Consider the following 24,048-nt stretch of genomic DNA (forward strand, 5'->3'; position numbering starts at 1 on the left):
GATGGCGAAAAAACCGACAGGTAATGGAAAAGGCAGTACGCCAGCGGGTGAGTTACTCGCCACTGTTTCATGCGGCACCGAAAAATTGCTATTGGCAGCCTTAGAGCGGGGCGGCAATTGCCTTGAAACCGGGCGCTTTCTGATTAGCTATCGTGAGGGGCGGGTAGAAGAGGGCATTAAGTCGCTAAAAGCCCAGAAATTTCGGATCGCAGATGCGCGGGATTTCACCGATCAAGCCGTTAGCCTGGAAGATGCCGGAGATGCTGAGGCAATGGTCTTTCCGGAGCTTGGAGTGGCACTGGTAGGCGGCGATGCCCTACAGCAACGTGGCATGAGTGCGCTGGGTAAGGTAGCTGCGGATAGTCCCATCGAAATTATTGAGCCAGAGTATTTCGCCTTTTCTGAAAATTCTGAATATCTACGTGGTTTTTTGCGGGCAGCCAGCACCATCGCTCGTGATCTTGGTGTTGAGCTGGAGTTGGAAGAAGGCGAAGAGAACCTTGAAGAGGATGCCCTTCGGCCAACTTGGGGGCTAAAACGCTGTAAGGTGCCGCAAAGTAGCTGGAGTGGCGCGGGTATAAAAGTCGCCGTTCTGGATACCGGGATGGATCTTGGCCACCCGGATTTCGAGGGTAGGGAGTTCGTTACCCGCTCATTCGTCGGGGAGCCGGTGCAGGATATTAACGGGCACGGTACTCACTGTATCGGCACGGCCTGTGGCCCCCTGGCGCCCGGTGAAAACACACAGCGTTACGGGATCGCGTATGAGGCGCAGGTCTTCGTCGGCAAGGTGCTGACCAACTCGGGCAGCAGTACCGGGGCGGGCGTTCTCGCTGGCCTAAACTGGGCCATAGCCAACCGCTGTGAGGTGATCTCGATGTCGCTTGGCAGCCAGAGCCCGGTGCAGGCCGCCTACACCCATGCTGGTGAAGCGGCGCTGCGTAATGGGTGCCTCGTTATCGCTGCAGCGGGAAATTCTGCAACCAATACAGGGGCGCCTGCCAACTCGCCTACCGTGATGTCGGTGGCGTCTCTCGATCCGAACCTGAAGCCTTCCAGCTTTTCCAATCATGGCAAGATCGAAATTGCCGCGCCTGGGCGCGATATCTTCTCCTCATGGCCCCGGCCCACTCGCCATAAGACGATCAGTGGCACCAGCATGGCGGCACCACACGTGGCAGGCTGCGCGGCACTGTGGGCACAGTCTGATGCCTCATTACGGGGAAGGAAACTGTGGCAACAGCTAGTGGCTTCGGTGCAAGAGCTGCCATCGCCTGAATCCCGCGTGGGAGCTGGGTTGGTACAAGCGCCTTGATGTTGGGCGACGCGCTGGGCAGGCGCTCCTTTCAGGCCGCCCAGCACACTTACTATGGAGATATGTCAGATGCCAACGGTAGCGCTATGGTTGATCACTATTTCCAGCGATCAACCGATAAATGAAATGGCCACGCGCCTCAGCGCTGAAGGATTAACCATCCAGGAGGTGCTGGAGGAGATCGGCTGTATTACCGGCTCGGCTGACGATGCCACGGCGGAACGGCTGAAAAAGATCAAAGGCGTAGTGGATATAGCGCCTGATATGCAGATCGATATGGGGCCACCGGGCGCTGATGAGACTTGGTAAGCTCGGTAAATATTTCACTGGGCTTAATGACGCTATGGTTTTAGTGGAGATGTGATATGGCAACCCCCGCAAAGAACACTGTTTGCCTTTGGTACGATGGTGGTGCAGAAGAGGCAGCACGCTTTTACGCTGATACCTTTCCTGATTCGTTTGTCAGGGCGGTTCATCACGCACCGGGAGACTTTCCATCGGGTAAGCAAGGGGATGTATTGACCGTAGAGTTTACCGTGATGGGCATTCCGTGCCTTGGACTCAACGGCGGGCCTGGGGTGACGCACAATGAGTCGTTCTCTTTTCAGGTCTCAACGAATGACCAAGCCGAAACGGATCGCTATTGGAATGCCATTGTTAGCAATGGTGGCAAGGAAAGCGCCTGTGGCTGGTGCAAGGATAAATGGGGAATATCGTGGCAGATAACGCCTGTCGTGCTGATTAACGCCGTTACCAATCCTGACCCTGCCGCCGCTAAGCGCGCATTCGACGCAATGATGCAGATGAGAAAAATCAACGTCGCTGACATTGAGGCGGCGCTTCACGGTTGAGTATAGGACTGGTTGACTCTTCGTTTAAATTAAGAATATTTTGCAAGTCGGCTTGATTAGGTATTATGAGCATTGAACCTCAATATGTCACTTACCATTAGCCACGTCAGAAAATCCTGATCTCACCGGTGTTTCCCGGTAGGTGGCGGGTGGAGTAAAGCTATCCAGTTCCCGGAAGCAGGTAATGATGATGAGTAAGCATGTGCCAATACCCCCCGAATGGCAGGCCGATTTTCTGCTTAAGCAATTCTCGCTGTCGCACCGACTTGGCTACTCGTTGTCTGGCGTGGTGTTGGTGTTTTTACCCATTTTTACTATTTTGGACGCGACACTGGTCAGCTACGCTGATGGGGAGTTGATATGGAAACATATTCTCTTCCGCCTGCCCGCCGTTATTCTGGCGATTACTTTTTTGCTGCTCCATCATAAGAAAGACCCGGGCTTTTGGGCTTATCCGCTATTGCTGACGTTGAATCTTTCAATAGTGGGCATGATGGCTGCCATGTTTGTATTGCACTATTCGGAGCAGGGCGGACATCTTCTCTACATCACCCAGGGGCTAACCTTGGTCATTATTACTGTGGCTACAGCGACCGTCTACGGTGCTAGAGATCTGGCTTTGATATACGGCTTGCCGCTTACAGCAGTAATCGCTTTTATTGTTTTTTCAGGCAGCCCGTTTCCAGATAACCCTATTCATTTGGCCTTCATTCCCGCTGCGATAGGGATAGGTGTAGTCATTGCCACTATGCTTTACCAGGAACACCAGCGCACTTTTATTGCCAGCCAGCAACTTGAGCATAGCGCTTTGACCGATGCGCTGACCGGCTTGCCCAACCGGCGCTCGATGCAAACACACTTGCAGGCAGAGTGGAGCCGCGCTAAACGCGGCGAACAGTGCTTTGCTGTGTTGATGGCTGACTTGGATCGCTTCAAGGCAGTTAATGACCAGTATGGCCACGAAGTGGGTGATGAAGTGCTCACCATTCTTGCTACTCGGTTCACCACTACGCTTCGCGGTGGTGATCGGGTTGCCCGCTGGGGTGGAGAGGAGTTTTTGCTACTGATTCCAAGCGCCACCGTTGAGAGTGCTATGGCCGTCGCCGAAAAGGTACGTCGAGCAGTTGCTGAGCCGACTTTTGCCACCTCAGCAGGCAACTTGGCGGTTACATTGAGCCTGGGTGTTGCGCTTCACCGCCAGACCGAGAGCATTGACGAAGTGATCAGTCGCGCCGACAAGGCGCTTTACCGTGCCAAGCAAGAAGGCCGCAACCGTGCGGTACTGGCAGGCGATAGATCGGGCACGGTGTTTTCTGCAATTGCCTCAACCTCATAAAGCATCTAACACATCAAAGTGATCGCAGTTAGCTATATCCACGAGCTCGACTTGGGTATGGATAGTCTTTAACGCTGCAACAAAATCGTGTGCTTGTTGGCGGAAAGAGGGCGGATCATTTTCGGCGATCACCACTTGGCATGAGGGTAGTTTGCTCGAATCGGCAAATATAGGGCTTAACGCAAGCGCTTGGGCTGGGTTGAGCTCCAGCGCTTCGTTAACGTAGGTATCTACCAATGGCGTTAGGTCATAAACGCCGCTAACCAGTACCAGCTTATCAATGGGGATATCACCACTGGCGGCTACCCAGTAAGCCAGCTGGGCACCGGCGCTATGGCCGCCTAATACAATAGACCACACGCCACCGTTATCCGCGAGGGCGTTGCATGCCGCCGTAATCCCCTCAACGCAATGGTTCACCATGGTGTTAATGGACGTTTCCGGGGCTAAGCCGTAACCCAGGGAGGCGAAAGCCAAGCCACGGGCAAGGTAGCGTTCAGCCAGAAAGTCCGTTGCGGTGTTATCCAGCGCCTGCCAGTAGCCGCCGTGAATAAATAGCATCAATGGCCAGGGGCCCGCGGTATTTTCCGGAACAAACAGGTTGAGGCGGGCCGCCGGATCTTCACCGTAGCGCAGGGTAATCGGCTGGTGGCGTGCCACCAGGTCGCTACCTAACGCTGCCTGGCGCCTTAAAGTGGCTTCATAATCCCGAGCGAAATAGCTCGGCGAGTAGGCGAGGTTCAGGGGTGTTTCAGTCATCACGTACCTCTATTAGGTAACGGCACCACGCACATGAAACCGCGGATCCTGGTACTCACCGCTTTCCATTACCTCACGGAAGTGCTGGGCGGCCTGCCAAGCATCTTCAAAACTGAGGTATAGCGGGGTAAAACCAAAACGCATTAAGCCGGGCTCCCGGTAGTCGCCGATTACACCGCGGGCAATCAAGGCTTGAACGATAGCGTAGCCGTTTTGACTATCCACCAGTGATACCTGGCTGCCGCGCTCACTGGCTGATGGGGTTATATCGTCAATATTATGAGTGGTAAAAATATCGCTTAAACACTCTCGAAACAGGTCGCTCATTGCCAGACTTTTTTCTCTCAGCGCCTGCATGTCCACCTCGCTCCATAGGGCGAGTGAGGCTTCCAGAGCGGCGTAGGCAAGTGCCGAATGGGTGCCAGTGCGAAAGCGGGAAATATCCCCTGCTGGGGTGTAATCCGCTTCAAAAGCGAAGGGCGATGCATGGCCGTGCCAGCCGGAAAGCGGCTGCCAACCTTTGTCTTGGTGATCGCTATGCACGTATAAAAAAGCTGGCGCGCCAGGGCCGCCGTTAAGGTACTTGTACGTACAGCCTACGGCGTAGCGAGCACCGCAACCGTTTAGATCAATGGGCAGTGCGCCTGCGGAATGGGCCAAATCCCAGATGACTTCCGCGCCGTGGTCGTGCACCAGTTTCGTGGTGGTGGCTATATCGCGTAATTTGCCAGTACGGTAATTAACTTGGCTCAGTACCACCACGGCTACACCGTCGAGGTGTTCGGCCAAGTTGCCTCCTTCGGGCAGGAAGCGGTGCTCGGCGCCACTCACCCGGCAATAGCCTTGGGCGATGTAGCCATCGGTCGGGAAGTTGCCGCCTTCGCTAAGAACCGCCTGGCGCCCCTCCTTGTCTTGGCCGAGGATATACCCCAGCAGCTTGAAGATATTTAACGTGATATTGTCAGTGACGCTCACTTCACCGCGTTGCGCACCAATCACCGGGGCTAGTAGATTGCCCAGGCGTTCCGGAGCATCGAACCAGCCCTGGTTCCAGCCTTTGATCAGTTGGTCGCGCCATTGATCCAGAGTCTCATCGACCGCCTGTTTGGCGGCCTTCGGTTGAGCGCCTAGTGAGTTCCCATCAAGATAAAGCACGCCTTCGGGCAGGGCGAAATGGCTTTTAAAGTCTGCCAATGGGTCTTGGCGGTCACGCTCACGAACACTATCCAGGCTTACAGGCATATGGCTGCTCCGAAAAATTGTATGTCGCTGTTTTGAATATCAATACGGTAGTTAAACTGGGTGCGCAGCAGCGCGCCAAGTGCTTATATCGTCGTCCGAACACTCCACAGTTCCGGGAAGAACTGAAGATCCAGCGCTTTGACCAGATAGTTCACCCCAGCCGTTCCGCCTGTGCCGCGTCTATAGCCAATGATACGCTCGACCGTTTTCATGTGGCTGAATCGCCAGCGCTGAAAGTTGAATTCGACATCCACCAGTTTTTCAGCAAGCTCGTATAGATCCCAGTGTTGTTCGCTGTTGCGGTAGATTTCCGTCCAGACCGCTTCCACCTCGCTACTGGCGGTGTAGGGGATACTCCAATCGCGTTGGGTTTTGCTTTCCGGAATGCTGAAACCGCGTTTGGCAAGCAGCTGCAGCACGATATCGTAAAGACTGGGCGAGTGGAGGGATTCCTGAAGTTTTTGGTAGTGTTTGGGTTTTGATCTGTGGGCTTCGATTAGCTTGGCGTTCTTGTTACCTAACAGGAATTCCATTTCCCGATATTGATAGGACTGAAACCCAGAGCTTTGGCCAAGGCTGTCTCGGAAGCTGGCATAGTCGGCGGGGGTCATGGTGACCAACACTTCCCAGGCCTTGATAAGCTGTTCCTGAATTCTGGAAACCCGCGATAGCATCTTGAAAGCAGGGCGCAGGTTATCTTCTTGAATATGCGCTGCGGCACCATGAGCTTCGTGAAGGCAAAGTTTGATCCATAGCTCCGATACTTGATGGATAACGATGAAGAGTAATTCATCGTGTTCATCAGAAGCCGGATTTTGGCAAGCAAGCAAAGGTTCCAGATCCAGGTACTGGCCGTAGCTAATATCCTGATCCCAATGAATGGCTTCATTATCGACGCTGTTTTCTTCAGGAGTCGTCATTTTATTCTGCCTTGGTTGCTGTGCAATGTGTGGTTGTTGTCGTTTGTTTGCAAGCCTGTTCTTTAGGTTCACCTAAGTCCCAGAGTATACCGGAGGCGAGCTTCAGACCCTGCTCGATAATCGTTTCGAGCAGGTACTGATACGATCACAGTGTTTTATGAGAAAGGTGATCTTGAGCAATGCTATGTCGACATTCCCTTTCTCCCTAAGCTTGCAAAGTGATGTGTGAACGTCGGATATTGAACTTGGTGGCTACTTTTTTCACTAGCTAGGCATTCATTGTCTAGCTTTTCATAGACCGGCTTTTACTGACGAATGCCTACTATAAGGAAGAACCATAGTGCTCACTATCATCATCACCGTGGCGATCATCGCCGTTATCGCGTTTTACGTCATCGGTATCTACAACCGACTTGTGTCTTTGAAAAATCGCTTTGAGAACGCCTTTGCGCAAATTGAAGTGCAACTTAAGCGTCGGCATGACCTGATTCCTAATCTGGTAGAGACCGCAAAAGGTTATCTCAGCCATGAACGGGAGACGCTGCAGTCGGTCATCGAAGCTCGTAATACAGCCGCCGCTGGGCTAAAAGCGGCCGCGGCAAATCCAGGCAGTGCCAAAGCCATGGCAGACCTGGGCGGCGCAGAAGGTGCACTGACTCAGGCAATGGGGCGGCTCAATGTGGTCATGGAAGCCTATCCGGATTTAAAAGCCTCGCAAAATATGCAGCAATTGTCAGAAGAGCTAACCAGCACTGAAAACAAGGTGGCCTTTGCGCGGCAGTCATTTAATGATGCGGTGATGCACTACAACACCTATCGGCAGAGCTTCCCGCCGGTAGCAGTGGCTGGCATGTTCGGCCATGGGCAGGATGCCTCGTTGTTAGAGTTTGAAGACAGTGCCCAGATTCAAGTGGCGCCGACGGTGTCGTTCTAAGCTCAGGGAAAACGCGACATGGATTTTTTTACCGCGCAGGATAACGCTCGTCGTAAAACCGGGCGTCTGGTCGTTTTGATGGTACTGGCAGTACTTGCCCTGATTGCTGTTACCACGCTCGCAATTACCATCGCGCTGCATCTAATGGGGGAGCAATCTGCTACACAAACCAATCTTTCTGCTCAGGGGATGTGGTCGGCACTCTCGATTGAACTGGTCACTGGCGTTGCTATTGCGGTGTTGGCCGTCGTGGTGCTGGGCGGGCTATTTAAACGCAGTCAGCTAAGGCGTGGTGGCCGGGTAGTGGCAGAAGCCCTTGGTGGACGCGAGATCAATCTTAATACCCGTGATGCTGATGAGCGGCGTATTCTCAATGTGATCGAAGAGATGGCGATTGCCTCTGGTACGCCAGTGCCCTCGGTTTATGTGCTTGAGGAGGAGAGTATCAATGCCTTCGCCGCCGGTTATCAAACCAATGATGCAGTGATCGGGATTACCCGTGGCACGATCCAAAACCTGACGCGGGATGAACTGCAGGGCGTCGTAGCGCATGAGTTTAGCCATATTCTGCATGGTGACATGCGGTTGAACATGCGCCTGATCAGCATCCTCCATGGCATCCTGATTATTGGCTTATTGGGCGGTACACTGCTGCGCAGTATGCGTTTTCGACGGGTGGGCGGTGGAAAACGCGACAACTCAGGCACTGTCGTTTTAGCACTGGGGGCGGTGCTAATGCTGATCGGCTACGCGGGTACCTTTTTTGGCAATTTGATCAAATCGGCGGTCAGTCGGCAGCGTGAATATCTGGCGGATGCCTCTGCGGTGCAGTTTACCCGTAACCCTAAGGGGATTGGTAATGCGCTGGTTAAAATCGGCTCGCACAGCCAGGGTTCTCACCTGCAAGCGACACAGGCGGCGGAATTCAGCCACCTGTTCTTCGGTCAAGGCGTACGGCAGGGGTTTAGCCAAATGATGGCCACCCATCCGCCGATTAAAGATCGTATCAAGCGGGTCATGCCTGATTGGAGTGGCCGCTTCGAAGTCACTTGGCCCAGCCAGCAAGCCGAGAATGACGCAACAGAACCAGAAGGCAACGGTGAGCGGTCTGAAGCAGAGCCCAGATTTGGCTCGGGAACAGCAACGGGAACGGGGGCAATGGCCGCTGTGTTAACCGGTGCCTCAGCTCAAACTGCCATTAACACCATGGGCCAGCCTGACCAGCGCCATCTTAATCAGGCTAGAGCGACATTAGATGCGCTGCCTGAGCGAGTTAAAAGCGCCGCCCATGAGCCCCATGCCGCTCGTGCTCTGATCTATGCACTGCTGCTCAGCCAGGATAAGACAATGCGTAGGCATCAGCTTAAGGCGTTGCATCAAGTTGCACTGCCAGATGTTTACCGAGCGCTGATGGATTATGGCCCTGAAATGTTGAGGCTGGATGTACAGTTACGCTTGCCACTGATTGAACTGGCGCTGCCAGCGTTACGCTCGCTCTCAATGGAGCAGGCCCAACACTTTCGCCTCTGTATGGAACGGTTGATCGAGGCAGATGGTCAGGTCAGCCTGTTGGAGTGGACGCTATATCAGTTGGTGTTGAATAACATCAGCAAGCAAGGCAGTGGGCCTGCAAACCTCAAGATAAACGACCTGCAACGGGAGTGTCAGATGCTACTGACGGTGCTTGCCACCGCCGGGCAAGATGACCCGGTTGAGATAAGCGCCGCGCTCAATGCCGCTGAGAGTGAGCTGCCGTTCTCATTGAGGGCCACTGACGATATAAGTGATATGCGTGCACTCAGCCTAGCGGTTGAGCGTTTGCGGCGCTTAAAGCCTCTGCAAAAGCCTGCGCTGTTGCAAGCGATGGCACGCTGTATTGAACATAGCGGACGTATTTTGCCTGCTGAAGCCGAGCTGTTCCGTGCTATGGCCGATATTCTCGATTGCCCAATGTCGCCACTGTTATCAGATGAAGCATAGGCAACAATTTTCGATACAGGGGAGCCTCAGCCATGGATGAAACGGAATCTTTAAATCGAGCCATCCATGAGGAGGTCGCGCTATTTCCATATGATATGGCTTGGCCAGCTCTATTCGAGAAGGAGCGAGACAGGCTGCTGGATTTATTTCCAGATGAATTTCTAGCCATTGAGCACATCGGAAGTACCGCTGTTCATGGTCTCTCGGCCAAGCCAATCATCGATATCCTGGCAGGCGTAGAGTCAATGCACCAGGCTGATGACTTGCTGGAGCCGTTGTGCCGTGCCAAATATGCGACATCATTAGCGTACAACGCTTCCTTGGTCGGGCGGCGTTGGTTAATGCGATGGGCCGAGGGGCGTAGGACGCATCATCTGCATCTTATGGTGTATGGCGGTGAAGAGTGGCATCGGCGATTGGCTTTTCGCAATAGACTGCGCGCTGATACTGAACTGGCGCAACGTTATGAGAAAAAGAAGCGTCTGTGGGCGGCGGAATTTACGTCAGACCGAGAAGCCTATACGGCGGCGAAAGGGGATTTCATTAAACAGGGGCTCAAGAATGCCTCTTAACCACAGCAGTCAATGTCGCGTCTGTTTTGCAGACCTTTCTACAGTAACGCTTAGCGCGTCAAATGAAATGGGAGGTTAAAGTGAAGGCTATCAAAACATCTCTAATGTTTGTGGGGGATCAGGCCGGTAAAGCCGAAGAAGCTATCAAGTTTTACACTTCGCTATTTGAGAACTCGAAAATCATCGATATCGAGCGTGTCGAAGCTGGGGGGCATGGTCCCGAAGGGGCAGTTAAGCTCGCCCGCTTCTCGATAAACGGCACTCTCTTCCTGGCAATGGATAGCTATTACGACCATCAGTTCAGTTTTACGCCATCAATGTCGTTACACGTTGAGTGCGGCTCAGAGAAAGAAATAGAAGACGTATTTAAAGCATTGAGCGATGGAGGTAAGGTTTTGATGCCTCTAGATAATTACGGCTTTAGTGAAAAATTCGGATGGTTGAATGATAAATACGGCGTTTCCTGGCAGCTGAACCTTTCCAGCTAGCACGTTAACATTCTTTTAGCTTGGCAACGGAAAAATACAAGAGAGCGCTTATGTTTGAGTATACATTGCTGCACTGGATGACTTTTTTATCAGCGGCCGTGCTTTTGAACCTATCGCCGGGGCCAGATATTGCCTACATACTTGGGCAAACATTACGTAGCGGGCGACGACAAGGGTTTGCCGCTATGTTTGGGATTTGGACAGGAGCGGCGCTCCATGTAGTAATGGCTGCAGTTGGTCTTTCGGCTATTTTAGCCACCTCTGCATTGGCGTTTTCGATTGTTAAATGGGTAGGGGCCGCCTACCTGATATGGCTCGGTATTAAAATGTTGCTGTCTCAAGGGGATCAGTTTGTCGCTGCAGAAAAGCCGGGTAACAAGAACCTCTCCGCTGTTTATTGGCAGGGCATGCTGGTATCTGCGCTAAACCCCAAAGTCGCTATCTTCTTTCTGGCTTTCCTGCCGCAATTTATCGTGGAAGGCTCTGGCCCAGCCGAGGCACAGCTTTTATTGCATGGCAGCCTTATTATTGCAGTTGCTGCCGTAATAGAGCCCCCTTTGGTTCTGGCTGGTGCTAAGTTGGGTGCTTACTTAAAGAGAAAACCACGCGTTGGTTTATGGATGGATAGATCCCTTGGAGCACTTTTCGTCGCGTTGGGTGCACGGTTGGCTGCCAGTGCAAGATAGGCTACGTGATGCTATTTTTACTTTTGAAGTGCTGGGGGCGGGTGTCTCTTTTCGTTGAAATGGAGGATGATGATAATGCCTGCCTACGCCGTTGCTCTTATCCGCGAAACCCGATTCGATCCTGAAATTAAACAATATTTAGAAGGCATTGATGCAACCCTCGCGCCGTTCTCGGGCAAATACCTCGTGCATGGTGGGCCATACATTCCGCTTGAGGGAGGGTGGACAGGGGATATGGTGGTGATTGAATTTCCTTCCATGGAGCATGCGCAAGGTTGGTATGACTCGGCTGCTTATAAAGCGATCCGCCCATTGCGTACCCGGAATACAGAGGGCGATGTGCTATTAGTTCAAGGTGTACCAGAAGGGCATAAAGGAGCGGACATCCTTGGGTAGCGATAGCCGCTCCTTATACTTCAGCGTATTTACGATGAAAGACCATTAATTATAATTTAGGCCGGTTGAGGTGATGGCGTGCTTTCCAACGCTACCTGCAACTCTTCAACAAGCGTTTCAACTTTCTGTATCGCGGCAGCAACCGATTTGGCCAATACCTCGCCGCCCACTTCCTGTCCTTCGATCGCGATGTAGTGAACGCGAGTGATGCCGATAAATGCCAGTGCTGTGGCCAAGTGTGGCTCAAGGTGGTTCATATGGGCCATTTCTTCACCTGGCGCCATATTTACGCCGCCTCTAGCGGTGAGCACAACGGCATGCCTTTTTCGGTCTGTGAGCTTGGGTATGTAAGGGTCTATCGGGTTGGTGTCATCGAACTCTACCGTTCGACCGGGCCGTACTACTTGGTCGACCCACGCCTTGAGGGCGGCAGGCATCCCGAAGTTGTAAAGCGGCGTTCCGATTACCACAATATCAGCAGCAATTAACTCATCAATCAGCTGGTCACTCTCTGTTAGTGCGTTCTTCATCCAGGATTCTCGTCGCTCTTCTGGAGCGAAGGCAGAGGCAATCCAGTCGTGGCTAATAATCGACGGCGGGTTTTGACCTATATCGCGATAGGTAACCGTGTCTTGCGGCCGGCCTGATTGCCACTGGCTGACAAACTGATAAGTCAAATGGCGGCTATGCGAACCGTGGTTACCTGTGCCAGCAATGCCGGGGCGGGCGCTAGCGTCTATATGCAGGATGTGTGTCATGGTGGCCTCCTAATCTGAGTTAAACTCATCTATGATTAACAACAGGCTTAGCTTAGGCTGTGCCTTTCAGCCTGAACAAACGATCTTTTCTTGCAGCTATAGATGAGTGAAGCTCATTCATGAACCATCGCCGATTACCTTCGCTTTCAGCACTCCGAGCTTTCGAAGCCGCTGCCCGCCATGAAAGCGCCAAGCAGGCCGCGCAGGAGCTGTCGGTGACTGCCACTGCGATTAGCCATCAGGTTCGGGGTCTTGAAGAGGCGCTGGGCGTTACCCTATTTTTACGTAAACCCCGACAGTTGGCGCTGACACCTCAGGGCCGTGAGCTACTGCAGGTTCTGGAGACTGCGTTTGATAGCATTAGTCATGTTGTCGAGCGGTTGAGTGCTGTACCTGTTCGCCAAACCGTTACGCTCTCTACAACGCCAGCGGTTGCGGTGCGCTGGTTGCTGCCCTGGGTGTGTATGTTGCGCGACTCCCATCCAGATATAGATCTGCGTATTCATGCTTCGCATGAGTCGGTTCCTCTGGATGGGGTAACGGCAGACATTGCCATTCGCTATGGCGATGGCCGTTGGCCAGGGTTGGTCGCGGAAAAGCTGTTTGATAACACCTTTATCCCGACTTGTAGCCCACGCCTTGGTCTACACGAGGTAGAACAGCTACCGTTGCACCCATTGATTCACTTCAGCAGCCAGGGGGCCATATCATCACCACTGGATTGGGCGACGTGGCAGAAAGAGGCAAAGGTACCTGGGCTGGACGTGAGTGCCGGGCTGGTCTTTTCTGATGAGACCCACGCTATCTCGGCTGCCGTTGGGGAGCAGGGGGTAGCGCTGATGAGCCGCCAGTTGATTCAGGATGAGTTGGAAGAAGGGCGCTTGGTACAGCCCTTTGGCCCAGAATTCGAGGGCAAACCGTTCTTTCTGGTCTACCCAGAAAGCCGACGGCATGACCCAACCATTCAAGCGATCAGTGATTGGGTTTTGGCGGTGCCGGGTGGGTTGTGTACGTTGATGAATTGATAGTGGAGGACTTTTATACCGTTATCTTATAGGCAAGCTACCCATCCACCTTACTGACTTGGTTAACAGGCCACGCTGCTGGATGACCTTCGAAGCTTCGCTGTTGTTCAAGGAGCTTCTAAAGTGTATCTCCGAGCTGATGCTCGTCCTACTGCAGGTGAGAAATGCTGTTTCCCCTGAATTCAACTCATAGTATTTAAGAGCCGTCGCTCTGGCAATCAAGGAACGAAACGATGGAAGTAATTATTAATACTATAATATCCGAGTTTTCGGATTTTAATGACCTGAGTGAATTCATCATTGTTGTGATTCGCTTGCTGTTGGCGGCTGTACTAGGCGGTCTATTGGGGCTCGAGCGAGAGCAGAGAGGCAAGGCCGCTGGAATACGCACCCATATGCTGGTCTGTATGGGGGCGGCTTTGTTTATATTTATACCTCAGCAAACGGGTATCTCTGATGCGGAAATGAGCCGGGTCATCCAAGGCGTTATTGCTGGCATCGGTTTTCTTTGTGCTGGCACCATCATCACCCGAAAAGATGAAAAAGGCACGTCAGGGCTTACCACGGCGGCAGGGGTTTGGTTGACGGCGGCAATTGGCATAGCCGTAGGCCTAGGACGCGAGCAGACGGCGGTTTTGTGTACGCTGCTGGCCTGGGTAGTCCTCTATGTAGTGCCTTTCTTTTCCGGTTCAATCAGCAAGAAAAAGTCTTCGTCCTTGGGCGATGACGAAGACAATACCGATATTTGATGGGAGCCGAATGCAAAAACTAGAGGGCGTGAATGAACAGAGAGTTAACTCCTCTGGTAAGGCCTCGCCTTTTTATAATCAGGGAACTACATCCAGACGGTATAATTATTATTTGTTGGAAGCCTTCTTTCTTCCACTGGGGCTTTTCGTTCTTGCATAGCTCTTTCTCGGCTTACCCGTGCGTTTCGGCGGGCCACCGGCCTCACCCTGGGCGGTTTGCAGGCTCTGCCTGAGCTTGGCAGCGTCACTGTGGGTGAGCAGGTCGCGTAAATCATCCAGCAGCGCTTGCTGAAACGCGCCAGGGTCGTCCTGCTGTTCGGAAATCGCCCGTAGGCGTTGTTCCCATAGCGCAGTGCGTTCAGGCGTGCTTACGGCGCTGGGAAGGGCGGCGATTAGGGCAGTGCCAAGCTTGGTGGCGCGCAGGGCTTTTTGCTGGCGTACCAGGTAGCCGCGCTGTACCAGGGTTTCGATAATGCCCGCCCGGGTGGCTTCGGTGCCCAGGCCATCGGTGTCGCGCAGGGTGCGGCGTACCTCTGGGTCATCCACGTAGCGGCCGATGTTCATCATCGCCTTGATCAGGCTGGCATCGGTGAAAGGCTCCGGCGGTCGGGTTTCTTTCTCCTCGACGACTGCGCCAATAGCCTGGCATGCTTCACCTTGGGTCAGCGGCGGCAGCGGTGGTGTTTCATCCCGAGTAGTGAATAGCGGTTTCCAGCCGGGGTCGAGAATGCTTTGCCCGCGGGCGCGGAAGGCTTCATTAAGCAGCGTAAATTCGGCTTTGACTTCGAAGGTGCGCAGAGGACGGTAGAACTGAGCCATCACGTTGCGCACGATCAACCGAAACACATGGCCTTCGGTAGCGGAGAGCTGGCTGAAATCAGCGGGTTTTCCGGTCGGTGCGATTGCGTGGTGGGCACCGACCTGCTTATCGTTCCACGCCTTGGAGCGCAGGGTAAAGTCTGCTCCATTCAGCCACTGCTGAAGCGCTTCATCGTTCTGGCAGGCACTGGTGAGGCTGCGCTGAGCAAGCTGAAGATGCTCCTCGGGTAGGTAGCGGCAGTCTGAACGGGGGTAGGTGATCAACTTGTGGCGCTCGTAGAGCCGCTGGCAAATATCCAGCACCATCTGCGCAGAGAGCCCGTGGCGGCGGGCGGCGTCTACCTGAAGAGCAGAGAGCGAGTAGGGCAGTGGCGGTGCCTGGCGTTTCTCCTGCTGGTCGAGCTTGGTGAGTTGCCCTGATGCGCCGGGTAACTGAGCCGCCAGGGCATCGGCGGGCCTGCGGTCAATCAAGCGGCCTTGATCATCGAGGGGTTGGTGCTCTTTGGGCGCCCACCAGGCGCGCAGTTGACCCTGGGCAACCTTGAGATCCACCCATAGTGGATAAAACGGATGGGGCACAAAATCACGGATGGCGTTATCGCGGCGCACGATTAATCCCAGTACCGGGGTTTGCACACGGCCGACAGAAAGCACACCGTCGTGCCCCGCTTGTCGGCCGGTGAGTGTCCAGGCACGGGTTAGGTTAATGCCATACAGCCAGTCGGCGCGAGAGCGGGCCTGGGCTGCCTGAAACAGCGGCTGGTAATCGGCGTTGGAGCGTAGCTTGGCAAGCGCCCGGCTCACTGCAGGTTTATTGAGGTCGCTGATCAGCAGCCGTTGTACCGGGCCACGGTACTTCATGTACTCGATCACTTCCTGCACCAGCAGCTGACCTTCGCGGTCAGGGTCACCCGCATGAACCACATCGGTGGCTTGTTTGATCAGCTTGCGAATCACCGCGAGCTGCCCACGTGCCTTGGGGCGTGGCATCAGCTTCCACTGCTGCGGCACGATAGGGAGCCGATCCAGCCGCCACTGTTTGTCAGTGGGGTCATAGGCTTCCGGTGGCGCTTGCTCTAATAAGTGCCCTAAGCACCAAGTGACCGTGGTGTCGCCACATAGCACCGCGCCCTCCTGGCGTTTGCTAGTGCCCGGTAACGCCTCGACAATGGCTTGGGCGAGGCTGGGTTTTTCGGCAATTATCAGGCGCATAGCAGCGAAGCCTTCATCGTATCCTTTGATGGCGCCTATGGTAGCAGACGCTGACCAGCATTGGCGCCAGAGGGGCAGGTCAATATAGTGATGCGGTAAATTGCTGATACTGTTAAGTTGTATAAATTATGTACAAATAGTTTTGTTCGCCAGGAAACTGTTCGATAGCCATCTATTTGATGGTCAGGGTTGGTATTTAAGGGGCATCATCAATGCGTGATCGAGGCAGAACACGACGTTTAATGGGATTGGGTGCACGCACCGGTGGAGCGCTGCTGAAAACCCGTTTAGGTGGCCAAGCGGATTGGCGAGCCCTGGGCGAAGCGCTGTTTGAGGGGCTTTCAGAGCTTAAAGGCCCGGCCATGAAGCTTGCCCAAATTATGTCCCAGTGGGACGATCTGCTACCGCCCGATCTCGCCGAGGAGCTTGCCCGCCTGCAGCGCCAAGCCGAACCGATGCCCTGGCCACGTATTCATGAAGCGCTGGTTCAGCAGTACGGCGACATTGACCACTATTTCAGCGAAGTCGAGGAGCGCCCCTTTGCCAGCGCCTCCATGGGGCAGGTTCACCGCGCGACCACCCATGAGGGAGAAACGGTCGTACTCAAGGTGCAGTACCCCGGCCTAGCCGAGGTATTGGAGAGCGATTTGGTTCAGGTGCGGCGCATTATGCGTTTAGGCCGCTGGTTCAAAGTGCCCCAGGCGCGTTTGGATGCCCTATTTGAAGAGCTTGCTGAAAGCCTGCGTGGGGAACTGGACTACCACGCCGAAGCCGATGCACTGGCCCGCTACCGTGAGCGCTATAAGGATGACCCGCGGCTAGTGATTCCCGAGCCTTTGCCAGCGCTCTCCGGCCCCCATGTGCTGGCGATGCGCTACGTGGAAGGAGCGCCATTGCGCGAATTAGCCGAGGCAGATGACGAGACGCGCCAGGGCATTGCCGAGACATTAGCGGACTGGATTACCCAAGAACTGTTTACCTACGGCGAACTACACGCCGACCCCCATGCGGGTAATTTCGCCGCCGATGCCCAAGGGCGGCTGGTGATTTACGATTTGGGCGCGGTAATTGCGGTCCCCGATGCGCGCATAAAGGCGATGATGCAGCTGTTGGATGCCACCTTGAAGCATGACCCCATGGGGATGGACGAAGCCTTGATGCAAATGGGTGGCCGCCAGGGGCAGGGCGCGCCGCTGGCGCTCTATCGTGAATCTGCTGAATGTATCGCGCCGCTGTTTGAGCCGGGCGAGCAGGATTTCAGCGATGTGCGGGTGCACCGTCGTCTGCGCGAGCTAACCCCTAAAGTGTGGGCGGCGATGGATCGACTACAGCCTCCTGCTGAAACGCTGCTGCTTTCCCGGGCGCTGAACGGCCACTATTGGAATTTAGTGCGTTTGGGCGCGCGACTGAATATGCACGAGCGCACGCTTCCGCTATTACATCGAGCCTATTAATGATCAACCGATTGCCACTGCGACCATGTCGGCCTTCATGCTAAACTATGCCGCTTTTAAACAGGTCGTTGTTTAATTCGATATCGTTGAACACGACATCGTTTAACAAGCCATCCTGTCACAACATGGAGACGGCAATGCTGGCGGTATGGGTCGATCAGCTGCTGGGATTCGCCTCCGGGGCACTCTCGGCAATCAGGCAACAAGAACACTATCCGGATTTTATGACCTGGGTGCGTGCCAAAGGCGCGGATTCCTTTGAAGGTGATGTGGCTATGGCCCAGGCGCTGGCGCCGGTGCTATGGTCGCAAACACCGCTAGAGCGGCTCGACTTTGCCTGTGAGCCCCTCGCCACGCCGGGGCGTAATGAACCGTGCTGGTGTGACTCAGGGCGCAAATTCAAGCAGTGTTGCTATCAGATCGAGTTTCCCACTGAGATCCCCGATCAGATGATGTGGATGCTCTCGCTGCGCGAATGGAAGGGCGCGACCCTGAAAGCCGCGTTGGATAGCCAACAGGCTCCGGCTCAAGCGCTACTGGAAGCCGGGTTGATTGCTGCTGAAAGCGGCCAGACGGGCCGCGCTATGCAAATCCTTGAATCACTCTTCGATGGTAGTGACTGGTCACGGCTGCCTGAGCAGGCCGAGCCTGCCTTTGAAATCCTGCTGGATATTTATCAAGAGCGCGGTTTTAGCCGTAAACGTGCTGACCTGCTTGATGATGTGATGGAGCGGGGGCCGCTGTTTTTGCGTGGCGTGGCTCTTGAGCGTTTATGCCTGATGCACTTGGATAACGATGACCTGGATAGTGCCCGCGGTGCCTTTGTGAAGGCTCAGCAGGCGCTACCCGATTCGCCTACCTTGGCCTACATTGAAGCCATGCTGTTACTGCATGAAGGCCACGAACAGGAAGCCAAAGAGCGCGCTAATTTCTGGTATCGCCGCTTGGTTCGACAGGGTGATCTGGATGAAGATCAGTTGGATTTTTTAGCCGCGTTGGCGGATAACCCCGGCGCGACGCTTGCCGATCAGTTGCTGAGTGCGGAAGAGGATCTGGCCACGCCGCTGGTGGCGCTTCAGGCGCTGTTGGCCGCGCTGCCCACTGCCCCCAAAATCGATGTGAGCGCCGACCCTGAAAGTGGCCGATTGCTTTACAACACCAGTGCTCGTGAAGAGACGCTGTTTGCCGCCTGGCATGAGCAGTTTCAGGTGCTGGTGGATGAAGACGTAGCGTTGGGCTTCCGCGATGACCCTTGGGGCAACGCCATTGAGTGGATGTCGGCACTCTGTGCACATCCCGAGTGGCTGGACGCCCCACAGGTTGTGCAGGACTTAACGTTGGCGCTCACCAGCCGCTTTGGCAGCCTGCCGTGGATGGCCCCAAGCCTGCTGGAGCCACTGGCGCTTCGCCTCTCGCGCTGGTTGGAACAAGCCCGCGCCGAAGGCGATGGCAACCTGTGCTGGGACGATGCCAACAACGCCATGTTGCTACGCACAGGGCTCGCGTTGGTGGTCGGCATGGAGCGCGGGGCGCGTCAGCACTCCCGCGAGTTGGCCGAAGAGCTACTGCTGATCGACCAGGAAGATAGCTTAGGGCTGCGGGAGCTGGTACTTGACCAGTTGCTACGTGATGATCGCAACGAGGAAGCGTTGGCACTTGCGGAAGAGAGTGACGACGACGGCTCGCTGGTATTGGGGCTTTTGATGGGTAAAGCCCTGGCACTCTATCGGTTAGAGCAGCGTGAGGCGGCAGAAGCGGCGCTAGGCGATGTGCTTGGCCATAACCGCTACGCGTTAGAGCTAATTTGTGCAGAGAGCCCGCGGCCTTCCATGCCTCACCCCGATGGTCAGGTTGACCCCGGCTCCCGGGCGGAAGCGTGGCAGTACCGCACCTTGATGCGCGATCAGTGGCGGACTACGCCAGGGGCCTTGGACTGGCTCGAAACACATCGCTAGCCTAAACCTTCAAGCCTGTTTAAGCAGGCTTGGGGGTAGGCACTAGCTGCTTGTCCCGGCTGATCCAAATTGCCAAGATAATGGCGGGAAGGCCCAGTAACGTTGCGATGACAAAGAAGCTTGGGTAGCCCTGAGAGGTTACGACCAGCCCACCAAAACCGCTCAAAAACTTTCCTGGCAGCGTCATTAGTGATGAGAACAGCGCGTACTGCGTTGCAGTATAGGCGCGTGATGTGAGACTGGAAAGAAAGGCGATAAACACCGCACTGGCTAAGCCATTGGCAAGGTTATCGCCGATAATCGTCACCACCAGCATGGGCAACTGATTACCCACCACGGCAAGCACGGCAAACAGCAGGTTAGTCACCATCACTAACCCCGCGCCGAAGATCAGCAGCGGGCCAATGCCGTAGCGCGCCACGCATAGCCCGCCTAGAATTCCACCGGTAATGCTCATCGCAATGCCGAATATATTGGTCACGTTAGCAATCTCTGCCAGCGAGAAGCCCAGGTCGATATACAGCGGGTTGGCCATGGAGGCCATGGCCAAATCGCTGATTCTAAATACGGCAATAAACACCAAAATCCACAGCGCTTTCACTCCATAGCGGCGAAAAAAGTCGGTAAACGGACAGACCAGCGCACCAATGCTCCAGGCACCCAGGCGGCGTAACAGTTTGGGCTTACCGCGGCTGGCGCGAATAAACGCCCGTACCTTAGGCTCATGGATAAGTTGAATAGAAAGCGAAGCGCGCTTCGGTTCAGGGCGCAGCAGCACGGTGAGAACGCCAATGCCCATTAGAGCCGCCATGCTCATGTAGGCCACATCCCAAGAGGCAGAGGCCGCGATATACAGTGCGCCGGCACCGGCGGCAAGTAAGCCACCGCGATAGCCAATAATATAGGTCGAGGCCATGGCGGCCTGAACATCGTCATCGGCGGACTCAATGCGATAGGCATCGATAGCGATATCCTGCGTCGCTGAGCCAAACGCCACCAGCAGTGCAAAGAGGGCCACCCAGCCGAGATTACCCACCGGGCTCAAACCGGCCAGCCCCACTAACCCCGCAACGATCAACCCCTGGGCTAACAGCATCCAGCCGCGGCGTTGGCCGAAGGCGCGGGTCAAAATCGGGAGCGCTAACCGGTCTACCACCGGCGCCCAGAAAAACTTGATCGAGTAGAGCATGCCAATCCAGGCAAAAAAGCCAATTGCCGCTACCTCCACGCCGTCGCTACGCAGCCAGGCGGAGAGTGTTGAAAACACTAATAAAAAGGGTAGGCCTGCAGAAAACCCCAAAAACAGCATGGTAATAACGGGTGCACGACAATAAATAGCCAGCGCAGCAAGCCAAGTGCGCTGGGGGGTGGGGTTTAACATTAAACGCTACTCCTGGTGGAAAGACGCTGGCAACGGCCAAGTGATAAACTGAGGCAGTGTTCTAACACAAAGTGCTATCACAAAACCGACAGCTTACCGGAGAGGAGTTTTCCATGTCGATTACGGCGCATCAGGTAGTTACCTTGCACTATGTCCTCAGCGACGTGCTCAACGATGGCAGCAAGCAGGTATTGGATGACTCCCAAGCGCGCAATAAGCCGCTAGAGTATTTGCATGGTCACGACAATATCGTGCCAGGGTTGGAGAGTGCGCTAGCAGGTCAAATCGTTGGCGCCGAGCTTAGCGTTCAACTAATGCCCGCAGATGCCTACGGTGTGCGTAACGAAGATCTGGTTCAGGAAGTCAGCCGTGGCTCTTTTGGTAACGCTGAGTTGGAACCGGGCAGCCGCTTTCAAACTGAGGGCGAAGCCGGGCCGCAAATTGTTACGGTACTCAAAGTCGATGGCGACCGCGTCACCGTCGATACCAATCACCCCCTGGCCGGGCGCACGCTGAACTATAAAGTCACCATTTTAGACGTACGCGAAGCTACCCGTGCAGAATTAGCCAAAGGCCATCCGTTACCACCAGGTACCGAACACAGTAAAGTCGAAGACCGCAAGGTGCTGTAGTGCTAATCACGCCCAAAAATTGATCAGTATCAATTTCCTGTTTAACCGCCTTCCCCCGCCTGCCGTAACTTGATCTAGGTCAGCATTCTTCTGCCGTTGAGTGACTAGTATGAACGCATACATCACGGCGGGGGGATTCACCATGTATTGGGATGACACAGTTATTTTCGGCTTAGTGACCGTCGCGTTAGTAATCGTTTTTATGCTGGGGTGGGTGGGCTTCGTGATTCGTGATCATCTACGTAAAGATGAGCGTAAAAAGTAGCTTTCCCACCTCATGTAAACCTTGTCAGGGGAGGGGGTTTGCTATCGCAGTAAACCTCCTGTTGCCAGCCCACCATGGGCTGGCTTTTTTTTGCCTGAAATGTGCTGAAAAGTTGCAATCGCATAGCGTGCGTTAATGAGCAATGCAAGGCGTGCTCTGGTAAAGTCCATTGAAGCAATGACTACACTAGGATGCTTTGTCATGAACGCAGTTGCCTTACACCACAGCCCGTGGGGTCGTGTACGTGATCGGTTAGCGTGCGCGTTAATTGTCGTGGGCATAATACTTCCCGCGACTGCCTTTGCCCAGGCAGTAAATATGATCAACGGCGATGTCACTCAAAAGGTCGCTTTAAGTGACTTGCACGACATGTCTGATACGACGTTTACACTCTATGACCCCTATCAAGGGCGCGATGTGGAGATGCAGGGCGTCGAGTTTCGCACCTTTCTGATTGAACAGTTTGGCGAAGTGCCCCCGGCGCTTCACTTTACCGCTTGGGACGACTACGAGGTTACCTTAGAAGGGTGGGACGACCCTAACTGGTACCTGATTAGCTCTGAGGATGGCGATCCGCTCACCATCCGTACGCGAGGCCCTGTGCGGCTGGTAGAGCGTGACTACAATAATCAGGGCAAGGGTGATCGCGACGTAGAAAACCTGCGTGAGTTCAATGACTGGATCTGGATGATTCGTAGCATAGAGGCGAAGTGGTGACATCCAAAACTAGGCCCGTCGCGCAGCCCACAGTTCGTCCCCGGCCTTTAGCTCGCCAGCACCGCTATTTTACGTGGTTATCATTGAGCTTGATGAGCTTTTTGGCACTTATGGTGTTGATTGTTTATGAATCGCGCTGGGTATACCCCGAAATACAGGCTTATTTCAGCCAGACGGGGAGCCTTACAGGTCAGCAGCTTTCTACTCGGGCACGGGTCTACCTACAAAATGCCCAATCCGAGCTATTGAGTGACCAGGCAGAGCAAGATGCGCTGGATGCCGCAGCCTTGGATATTGACCTGGCCTACGGCTTAGCCGATGTGCACATTTATCGGCGTGAATATACCTGCGTTGAGCCTAGTTTGAAGGAGTTGGATCGGCTGGTGGCGCTGCTCGTGGCGCGGGGCATTGACCGTATCGCTGCGGCGATGGCGTTGTTCGCACCGATTCAATGCTTAACCCATATTGAGATGGATCAGCTTGATCGTCGGGGCGCAGCGATTAACGATTTTTCCGAAAGCACCCGTCAGCATCGTCAGGTGCTGACTTACTCCAGTTTATTGATCTTTGTGATGGGATTGGCGTTTTGGTGGCTCCATGAGCGCCAGCTAAGACGCGCAGATCGCGCCACCCAAGAGACCTTCGAGTGGATGCAGCGTGCCATGCGCGACCCGCTCACCGGGATTGGCAATCGCAGCGCTTTACACCAGGATGTGTTGGCGAAGCAGCATCAATCGTTAGGGCTGATTCTGGTCGATATCGACTTTTTTAAACAGTACAACGATGCCTATGGGCATCCGCAAGGCGATACTCTTTTGCGCCAATTGGCCACATTGATTGGTGAAACGCTGAATGATGAAGCGCAGCTCTACCGCTTGGGAGGCGATGAGTTCGCGGCACTACTTCACTGCCCGAACACTGACACGCTGAAGCGTTACTGTCGTCAGCTAATTGAAGGGCTGCGGGAAGCTGATTTTGCCCACTCTGCCCATCCGGATAAAAAAGGCGTGACGTTAAGCGTTGGCGGGAGCTGTTTTGTAGCCGATGAAGCAACGTTTCCCTACGCTTACGAAGCCGCCGACAAAGCACTCTACCGGGTAAAAGCGATGGGCCGTGACGGTTGGCAGGTTACTGAAGACGCATAACGTCTGTGTACATAGGGGCGAGTCTGCCCAGCAGTTCATTACGTGCGCCAAGGGCAATACCCTCCGCCTGCATAGCCGCATCGAGATGTTCCACCAAGCGATTAAAATGCGCATCTGTTAGCCCCATATGTTGATGAGCACGATCCATCGGCGGGCCTTCATAGTGGCAGGGGCCATCGCTTACATCGCATAGCTGGCTGGCCAGGGATTCAGCAAATAAATCGATATTGGTGTTAGCAAAAAACACCACTACTTCGGGATCATCCGCAATTCGGTATAAGAGATTCTCGACCACCGTGTCGATAGTGCCCTGACCGCCAAGCCGTTCGTAAAGCGTTGTTGATTGAGTGGCTGACTGATGAGTGCAGCCTGCGAGCGTAATTGCGATTGTTGCAAAAGTAACCGTTATTAAACCACGGTGTGTCCGCTTGCATTTGTGTGGAAAGCTCATAGCGCC

Annotated in this window: 25 protein-coding genes; 18 read left to right on the forward strand and 7 right to left on the reverse strand. The window is 54.4% G+C overall.

Going from position 1 to position 24,048, the window contains the following annotated elements:
* Nucleotide 1: 1 nt before the first annotated feature.
* The 4 genes from ACW17M_RS04660 to ACW17M_RS04675 all read left to right on the forward strand — a co-directional run bounded on the left by ACW17M_RS04660 (nt 2) and on the right by ACW17M_RS04675 (nt 3,502).
* Nucleotides 2–1,315, forward strand: a complete 1,314-nt coding sequence (locus tag ACW17M_RS04660; protein ID WP_141441196.1) for a S8 family serine peptidase — start codon at nt 2–4, stop codon at nt 1,313–1,315.
* Between the two features lie 69 nt (nt 1,316–1,384).
* Nucleotides 1,385–1,624, forward strand: a complete 240-nt coding sequence (locus ACW17M_RS04665) for a hypothetical protein (protein ID WP_141441195.1) — start codon at nt 1,385–1,387, stop codon at nt 1,622–1,624.
* Between the two features lie 56 nt (nt 1,625–1,680).
* Entirely contained in the window at nt 1,681–2,166 is a 486-nt protein-coding gene (locus ACW17M_RS04670) for a VOC family protein (protein WP_141441194.1), read from the forward strand.
* Between the two features lie 202 nt (nt 2,167–2,368).
* Nucleotides 2,369–3,502 (forward strand): GGDEF domain-containing protein, encoded by a 1,134-nt coding sequence (locus tag ACW17M_RS04675; protein ID WP_457546994.1) that lies wholly within the window; start codon nt 2,369–2,371, stop codon nt 3,500–3,502.
* Here the strand turns inward: ACW17M_RS04675 and ACW17M_RS04680 are convergent.
* The 3 genes from ACW17M_RS04680 to kynA form a co-directional block, all read right to left on the reverse strand.
* The gene (locus ACW17M_RS04680) at nt 3,497–4,261 is read right to left on the reverse strand and encodes an alpha/beta hydrolase (RefSeq protein ID WP_141441192.1); all 765 of its coding nucleotides are present in this window, start codon (nt 4,259–4,261) and stop codon (nt 3,497–3,499) included. The two genes, ACW17M_RS04675 and ACW17M_RS04680, sit on opposite strands and share 6 nt — an antisense overlap.
* Before the next feature lie 12 nt (nt 4,262–4,273).
* On the reverse strand, nt 4,274–5,503 hold the full coding sequence (gene kynU / locus ACW17M_RS04685) for a kynureninase (RefSeq protein ID WP_141441191.1): 1,230 nt from the start codon (nt 5,501–5,503) through the stop codon (nt 4,274–4,276).
* Between the two features lie 83 nt (nt 5,504–5,586).
* A complete protein-coding gene (gene kynA, locus ACW17M_RS04690) occupies nt 5,587–6,423 on the reverse strand; it encodes a tryptophan 2,3-dioxygenase (protein WP_027959205.1) in 837 nt (278 codons plus the stop codon).
* A gap of 337 nt (nt 6,424–6,760) precedes the next feature.
* Between kynA and ACW17M_RS04695 the strand changes: the two genes are divergently transcribed.
* The 6 genes from ACW17M_RS04695 (at nt 6,761) to ACW17M_RS04720 (ending at nt 11,479) form a co-directional block, all read left to right on the forward strand.
* Nucleotides 6,761–7,357 (forward strand): LemA family protein, encoded by a 597-nt coding sequence (locus ACW17M_RS04695; RefSeq protein ID WP_027959206.1) that lies wholly within the window; start codon nt 6,761–6,763, stop codon nt 7,355–7,357.
* Nucleotides 7,358–7,375: 18 nt separating this feature from the next.
* Complete coding sequence (locus tag ACW17M_RS04700) at nt 7,376–9,337, forward strand: M48 family metallopeptidase (RefSeq protein ID WP_141441190.1); 1,962 nt, start codon at nt 7,376–7,378, stop codon at nt 9,335–9,337.
* 32 nt (nt 9,338–9,369) lie between these two features.
* Nucleotides 9,370–9,909 (forward strand): GrpB family protein, encoded by a 540-nt coding sequence (locus ACW17M_RS04705; protein WP_457546995.1) that lies wholly within the window; start codon nt 9,370–9,372, stop codon nt 9,907–9,909.
* An 80-nt stretch (nt 9,910–9,989) separates the two neighbouring features.
* On the forward strand, nt 9,990–10,397 hold the full coding sequence (locus ACW17M_RS04710) for a VOC family protein (protein WP_141441189.1): 408 nt from the start codon (nt 9,990–9,992) through the stop codon (nt 10,395–10,397).
* 50 nt (nt 10,398–10,447) lie between these two features.
* Nucleotides 10,448–11,083, forward strand: coding sequence for a LysE family translocator (locus tag ACW17M_RS04715; protein ID WP_141441188.1), 636 nt, complete (start codon nt 10,448–10,450; stop codon nt 11,081–11,083).
* 75 nt (nt 11,084–11,158) lie between these two features.
* On the forward strand, nt 11,159–11,479 hold the full coding sequence (locus tag ACW17M_RS04720) for a DUF1330 domain-containing protein (RefSeq protein WP_141441187.1): 321 nt from the start codon (nt 11,159–11,161) through the stop codon (nt 11,477–11,479).
* A 56-nt stretch (nt 11,480–11,535) separates the two neighbouring features.
* Here ACW17M_RS04720 and ACW17M_RS04725 read toward each other — a convergent pair whose 3' ends face one another.
* A complete protein-coding gene (locus tag ACW17M_RS04725) occupies nt 11,536–12,237 on the reverse strand; it encodes an FMN-dependent NADH-azoreductase (protein WP_141441186.1) in 702 nt (233 codons plus the stop codon).
* 119 nt (nt 12,238–12,356) lie between these two features.
* Between ACW17M_RS04725 and ACW17M_RS04730 the strand changes: the two genes are divergently transcribed.
* A complete protein-coding gene (locus ACW17M_RS04730; RefSeq protein WP_027959213.1) occupies nt 12,357–13,262 on the forward strand; it encodes a LysR substrate-binding domain-containing protein in 906 nt (301 codons plus the stop codon).
* 233 nt (nt 13,263–13,495) lie between these two features.
* Nucleotides 13,496–14,011, forward strand: coding sequence for an MgtC/SapB family protein (locus tag ACW17M_RS04735; protein WP_009286495.1), 516 nt, complete (start codon nt 13,496–13,498; stop codon nt 14,009–14,011).
* Nucleotides 14,012–14,119: 108 nt separating this feature from the next.
* Here the strand turns inward: ACW17M_RS04735 and ACW17M_RS04740 are convergent, their stop codons facing one another.
* Nucleotides 14,120–16,042: a DNA topoisomerase III gene (locus ACW17M_RS04740; protein WP_457546996.1), complete on the reverse strand. Its 1,923-nt coding sequence runs from the start codon at nt 16,040–16,042 to the stop codon at nt 14,120–14,122.
* 212 nt (nt 16,043–16,254) lie between these two features.
* Here ACW17M_RS04740 and ACW17M_RS04745 point away from each other — a divergent pair, with 212 nt between their 5' ends.
* Complete coding sequence (locus ACW17M_RS04745; protein WP_027959219.1) at nt 16,255–17,496, forward strand: ABC1 kinase family protein; 1,242 nt, start codon at nt 16,255–16,257, stop codon at nt 17,494–17,496.
* Between the two features lie 137 nt (nt 17,497–17,633).
* The gene (locus ACW17M_RS04750) at nt 17,634–19,451 is read left to right on the forward strand and encodes an SEC-C domain-containing protein (protein WP_041158385.1); all 1,818 of its coding nucleotides are present in this window, start codon (nt 17,634–17,636) and stop codon (nt 19,449–19,451) included.
* A 19-nt stretch (nt 19,452–19,470) separates the two neighbouring features.
* On the opposite strand, the gene ACW17M_RS04755 is transcribed toward ACW17M_RS04750, so the two are convergent.
* Nucleotides 19,471–20,832, reverse strand: coding sequence for an AmpG family muropeptide MFS transporter (locus ACW17M_RS04755; RefSeq protein WP_009286498.1), 1,362 nt, complete (start codon nt 20,830–20,832; stop codon nt 19,471–19,473).
* A 113-nt stretch (nt 20,833–20,945) separates the two neighbouring features.
* Between ACW17M_RS04755 and ACW17M_RS04760 the strand changes: the two genes are divergently transcribed.
* The 4 genes from ACW17M_RS04760 (at nt 20,946) to ACW17M_RS04775 (ending at nt 23,591) form a co-directional block, all read left to right on the forward strand.
* Nucleotides 20,946–21,464, forward strand: a complete 519-nt coding sequence (locus ACW17M_RS04760; protein WP_039858286.1) for an FKBP-type peptidyl-prolyl cis-trans isomerase — start codon at nt 20,946–20,948, stop codon at nt 21,462–21,464.
* A 109-nt stretch (nt 21,465–21,573) separates the two neighbouring features.
* On the forward strand, nt 21,574–21,729 hold the full coding sequence (ccoM, locus tag ACW17M_RS04765; protein WP_022523728.1) for a cytochrome c oxidase subunit CcoM: 156 nt from the start codon (nt 21,574–21,576) through the stop codon (nt 21,727–21,729).
* A gap of 201 nt (nt 21,730–21,930) precedes the next feature.
* A complete protein-coding gene (locus tag ACW17M_RS04770; RefSeq protein ID WP_022523727.1) occupies nt 21,931–22,446 on the forward strand; it encodes a hypothetical protein in 516 nt (171 codons plus the stop codon).
* A gap of 92 nt (nt 22,447–22,538) precedes the next feature.
* A complete protein-coding gene (locus ACW17M_RS04775; protein WP_027959222.1) occupies nt 22,539–23,591 on the forward strand; it encodes a GGDEF domain-containing protein in 1,053 nt (350 codons plus the stop codon).
* Here ACW17M_RS04775 and ACW17M_RS04780 read toward each other — a convergent pair.
* Nucleotides 23,575–24,042, reverse strand: a complete 468-nt coding sequence (locus ACW17M_RS04780; protein WP_027959223.1) for a group I truncated hemoglobin — start codon at nt 24,040–24,042, stop codon at nt 23,575–23,577. The genes ACW17M_RS04775 and ACW17M_RS04780 overlap by 17 nt on opposite strands.
* Between the last annotated feature and the right edge of the window lie 6 nt (nt 24,043–24,048).

Source organism: Vreelandella sp. 2A-K22 (assembly GCF_054065485.1).

What these genes read in the sequence shown, in the direction of transcription:
- ACW17M_RS04725 (WP_141441186.1), bottom strand. Translation starts at nt 12,237, where the DNA reads ATGACACACATCCTGCATATAGACGCTAGCGCCCGCCCCGGCATTGCT.
- ACW17M_RS04700 (WP_141441190.1), top strand. Translation starts at nt 7,376, where the DNA reads ATGGATTTTTTTACCGCGCAGGATAACGCTCGTCGTAAAACCGGGCGT.
- ACW17M_RS04740 (WP_457546996.1), bottom strand. Translation starts at nt 16,042, where the DNA reads ATGCGCCTGATAATTGCCGAAAAACCCAGCCTCGCCCAAGCCATTGTC.
- ACW17M_RS04720 (WP_141441187.1), top strand. Translation starts at nt 11,159, where the DNA reads ATGCCTGCCTACGCCGTTGCTCTTATCCGCGAAACCCGATTCGATCCT.
- ACW17M_RS04760 (WP_039858286.1), top strand. Translation starts at nt 20,946, where the DNA reads ATGTCGATTACGGCGCATCAGGTAGTTACCTTGCACTATGTCCTCAGC.
- kynU (WP_141441191.1), bottom strand. Translation starts at nt 5,503, where the DNA reads ATGCCTGTAAGCCTGGATAGTGTTCGTGAGCGTGACCGCCAAGACCCA.
- ACW17M_RS04770 (WP_022523727.1), top strand. Translation starts at nt 21,931, where the DNA reads ATGAACGCAGTTGCCTTACACCACAGCCCGTGGGGTCGTGTACGTGAT.
- ACW17M_RS04730 (WP_027959213.1), top strand. Translation starts at nt 12,357, where the DNA reads ATGAACCATCGCCGATTACCTTCGCTTTCAGCACTCCGAGCTTTCGAA.
- ACW17M_RS04735 (WP_009286495.1), top strand. Translation starts at nt 13,496, where the DNA reads ATGGAAGTAATTATTAATACTATAATATCCGAGTTTTCGGATTTTAAT.
- ACW17M_RS04750 (WP_041158385.1), top strand. Translation starts at nt 17,634, where the DNA reads ATGCTGGCGGTATGGGTCGATCAGCTGCTGGGATTCGCCTCCGGGGCA.
- ACW17M_RS04705 (WP_457546995.1), top strand. Translation starts at nt 9,370, where the DNA reads ATGGATGAAACGGAATCTTTAAATCGAGCCATCCATGAGGAGGTCGCG.
- ACW17M_RS04670 (WP_141441194.1), top strand. Translation starts at nt 1,681, where the DNA reads ATGGCAACCCCCGCAAAGAACACTGTTTGCCTTTGGTACGATGGTGGT.
- ACW17M_RS04665 (WP_141441195.1), top strand. Translation starts at nt 1,385, where the DNA reads ATGCCAACGGTAGCGCTATGGTTGATCACTATTTCCAGCGATCAACCG.
- ACW17M_RS04745 (WP_027959219.1), top strand. Translation starts at nt 16,255, where the DNA reads ATGCGTGATCGAGGCAGAACACGACGTTTAATGGGATTGGGTGCACGC.
- ACW17M_RS04660 (WP_141441196.1), top strand. Translation starts at nt 2, where the DNA reads ATGGCGAAAAAACCGACAGGTAATGGAAAAGGCAGTACGCCAGCGGGT.
- ACW17M_RS04780 (WP_027959223.1), bottom strand. Translation starts at nt 24,042, where the DNA reads ATGAGCTTTCCACACAAATGCAAGCGGACACACCGTGGTTTAATAACG.
- ccoM (WP_022523728.1), top strand. Translation starts at nt 21,574, where the DNA reads ATGAACGCATACATCACGGCGGGGGGATTCACCATGTATTGGGATGAC.
- kynA (WP_027959205.1), bottom strand. Translation starts at nt 6,423, where the DNA reads ATGACGACTCCTGAAGAAAACAGCGTCGATAATGAAGCCATTCATTGG.
- ACW17M_RS04680 (WP_141441192.1), bottom strand. Translation starts at nt 4,261, where the DNA reads ATGACTGAAACACCCCTGAACCTCGCCTACTCGCCGAGCTATTTCGCT.
- ACW17M_RS04715 (WP_141441188.1), top strand. Translation starts at nt 10,448, where the DNA reads ATGTTTGAGTATACATTGCTGCACTGGATGACTTTTTTATCAGCGGCC.
- ACW17M_RS04755 (WP_009286498.1), bottom strand. Translation starts at nt 20,832, where the DNA reads ATGTTAAACCCCACCCCCCAGCGCACTTGGCTTGCTGCGCTGGCTATT.
- ACW17M_RS04775 (WP_027959222.1), top strand. Translation starts at nt 22,539, where the DNA reads ATGAGCTTTTTGGCACTTATGGTGTTGATTGTTTATGAATCGCGCTGG.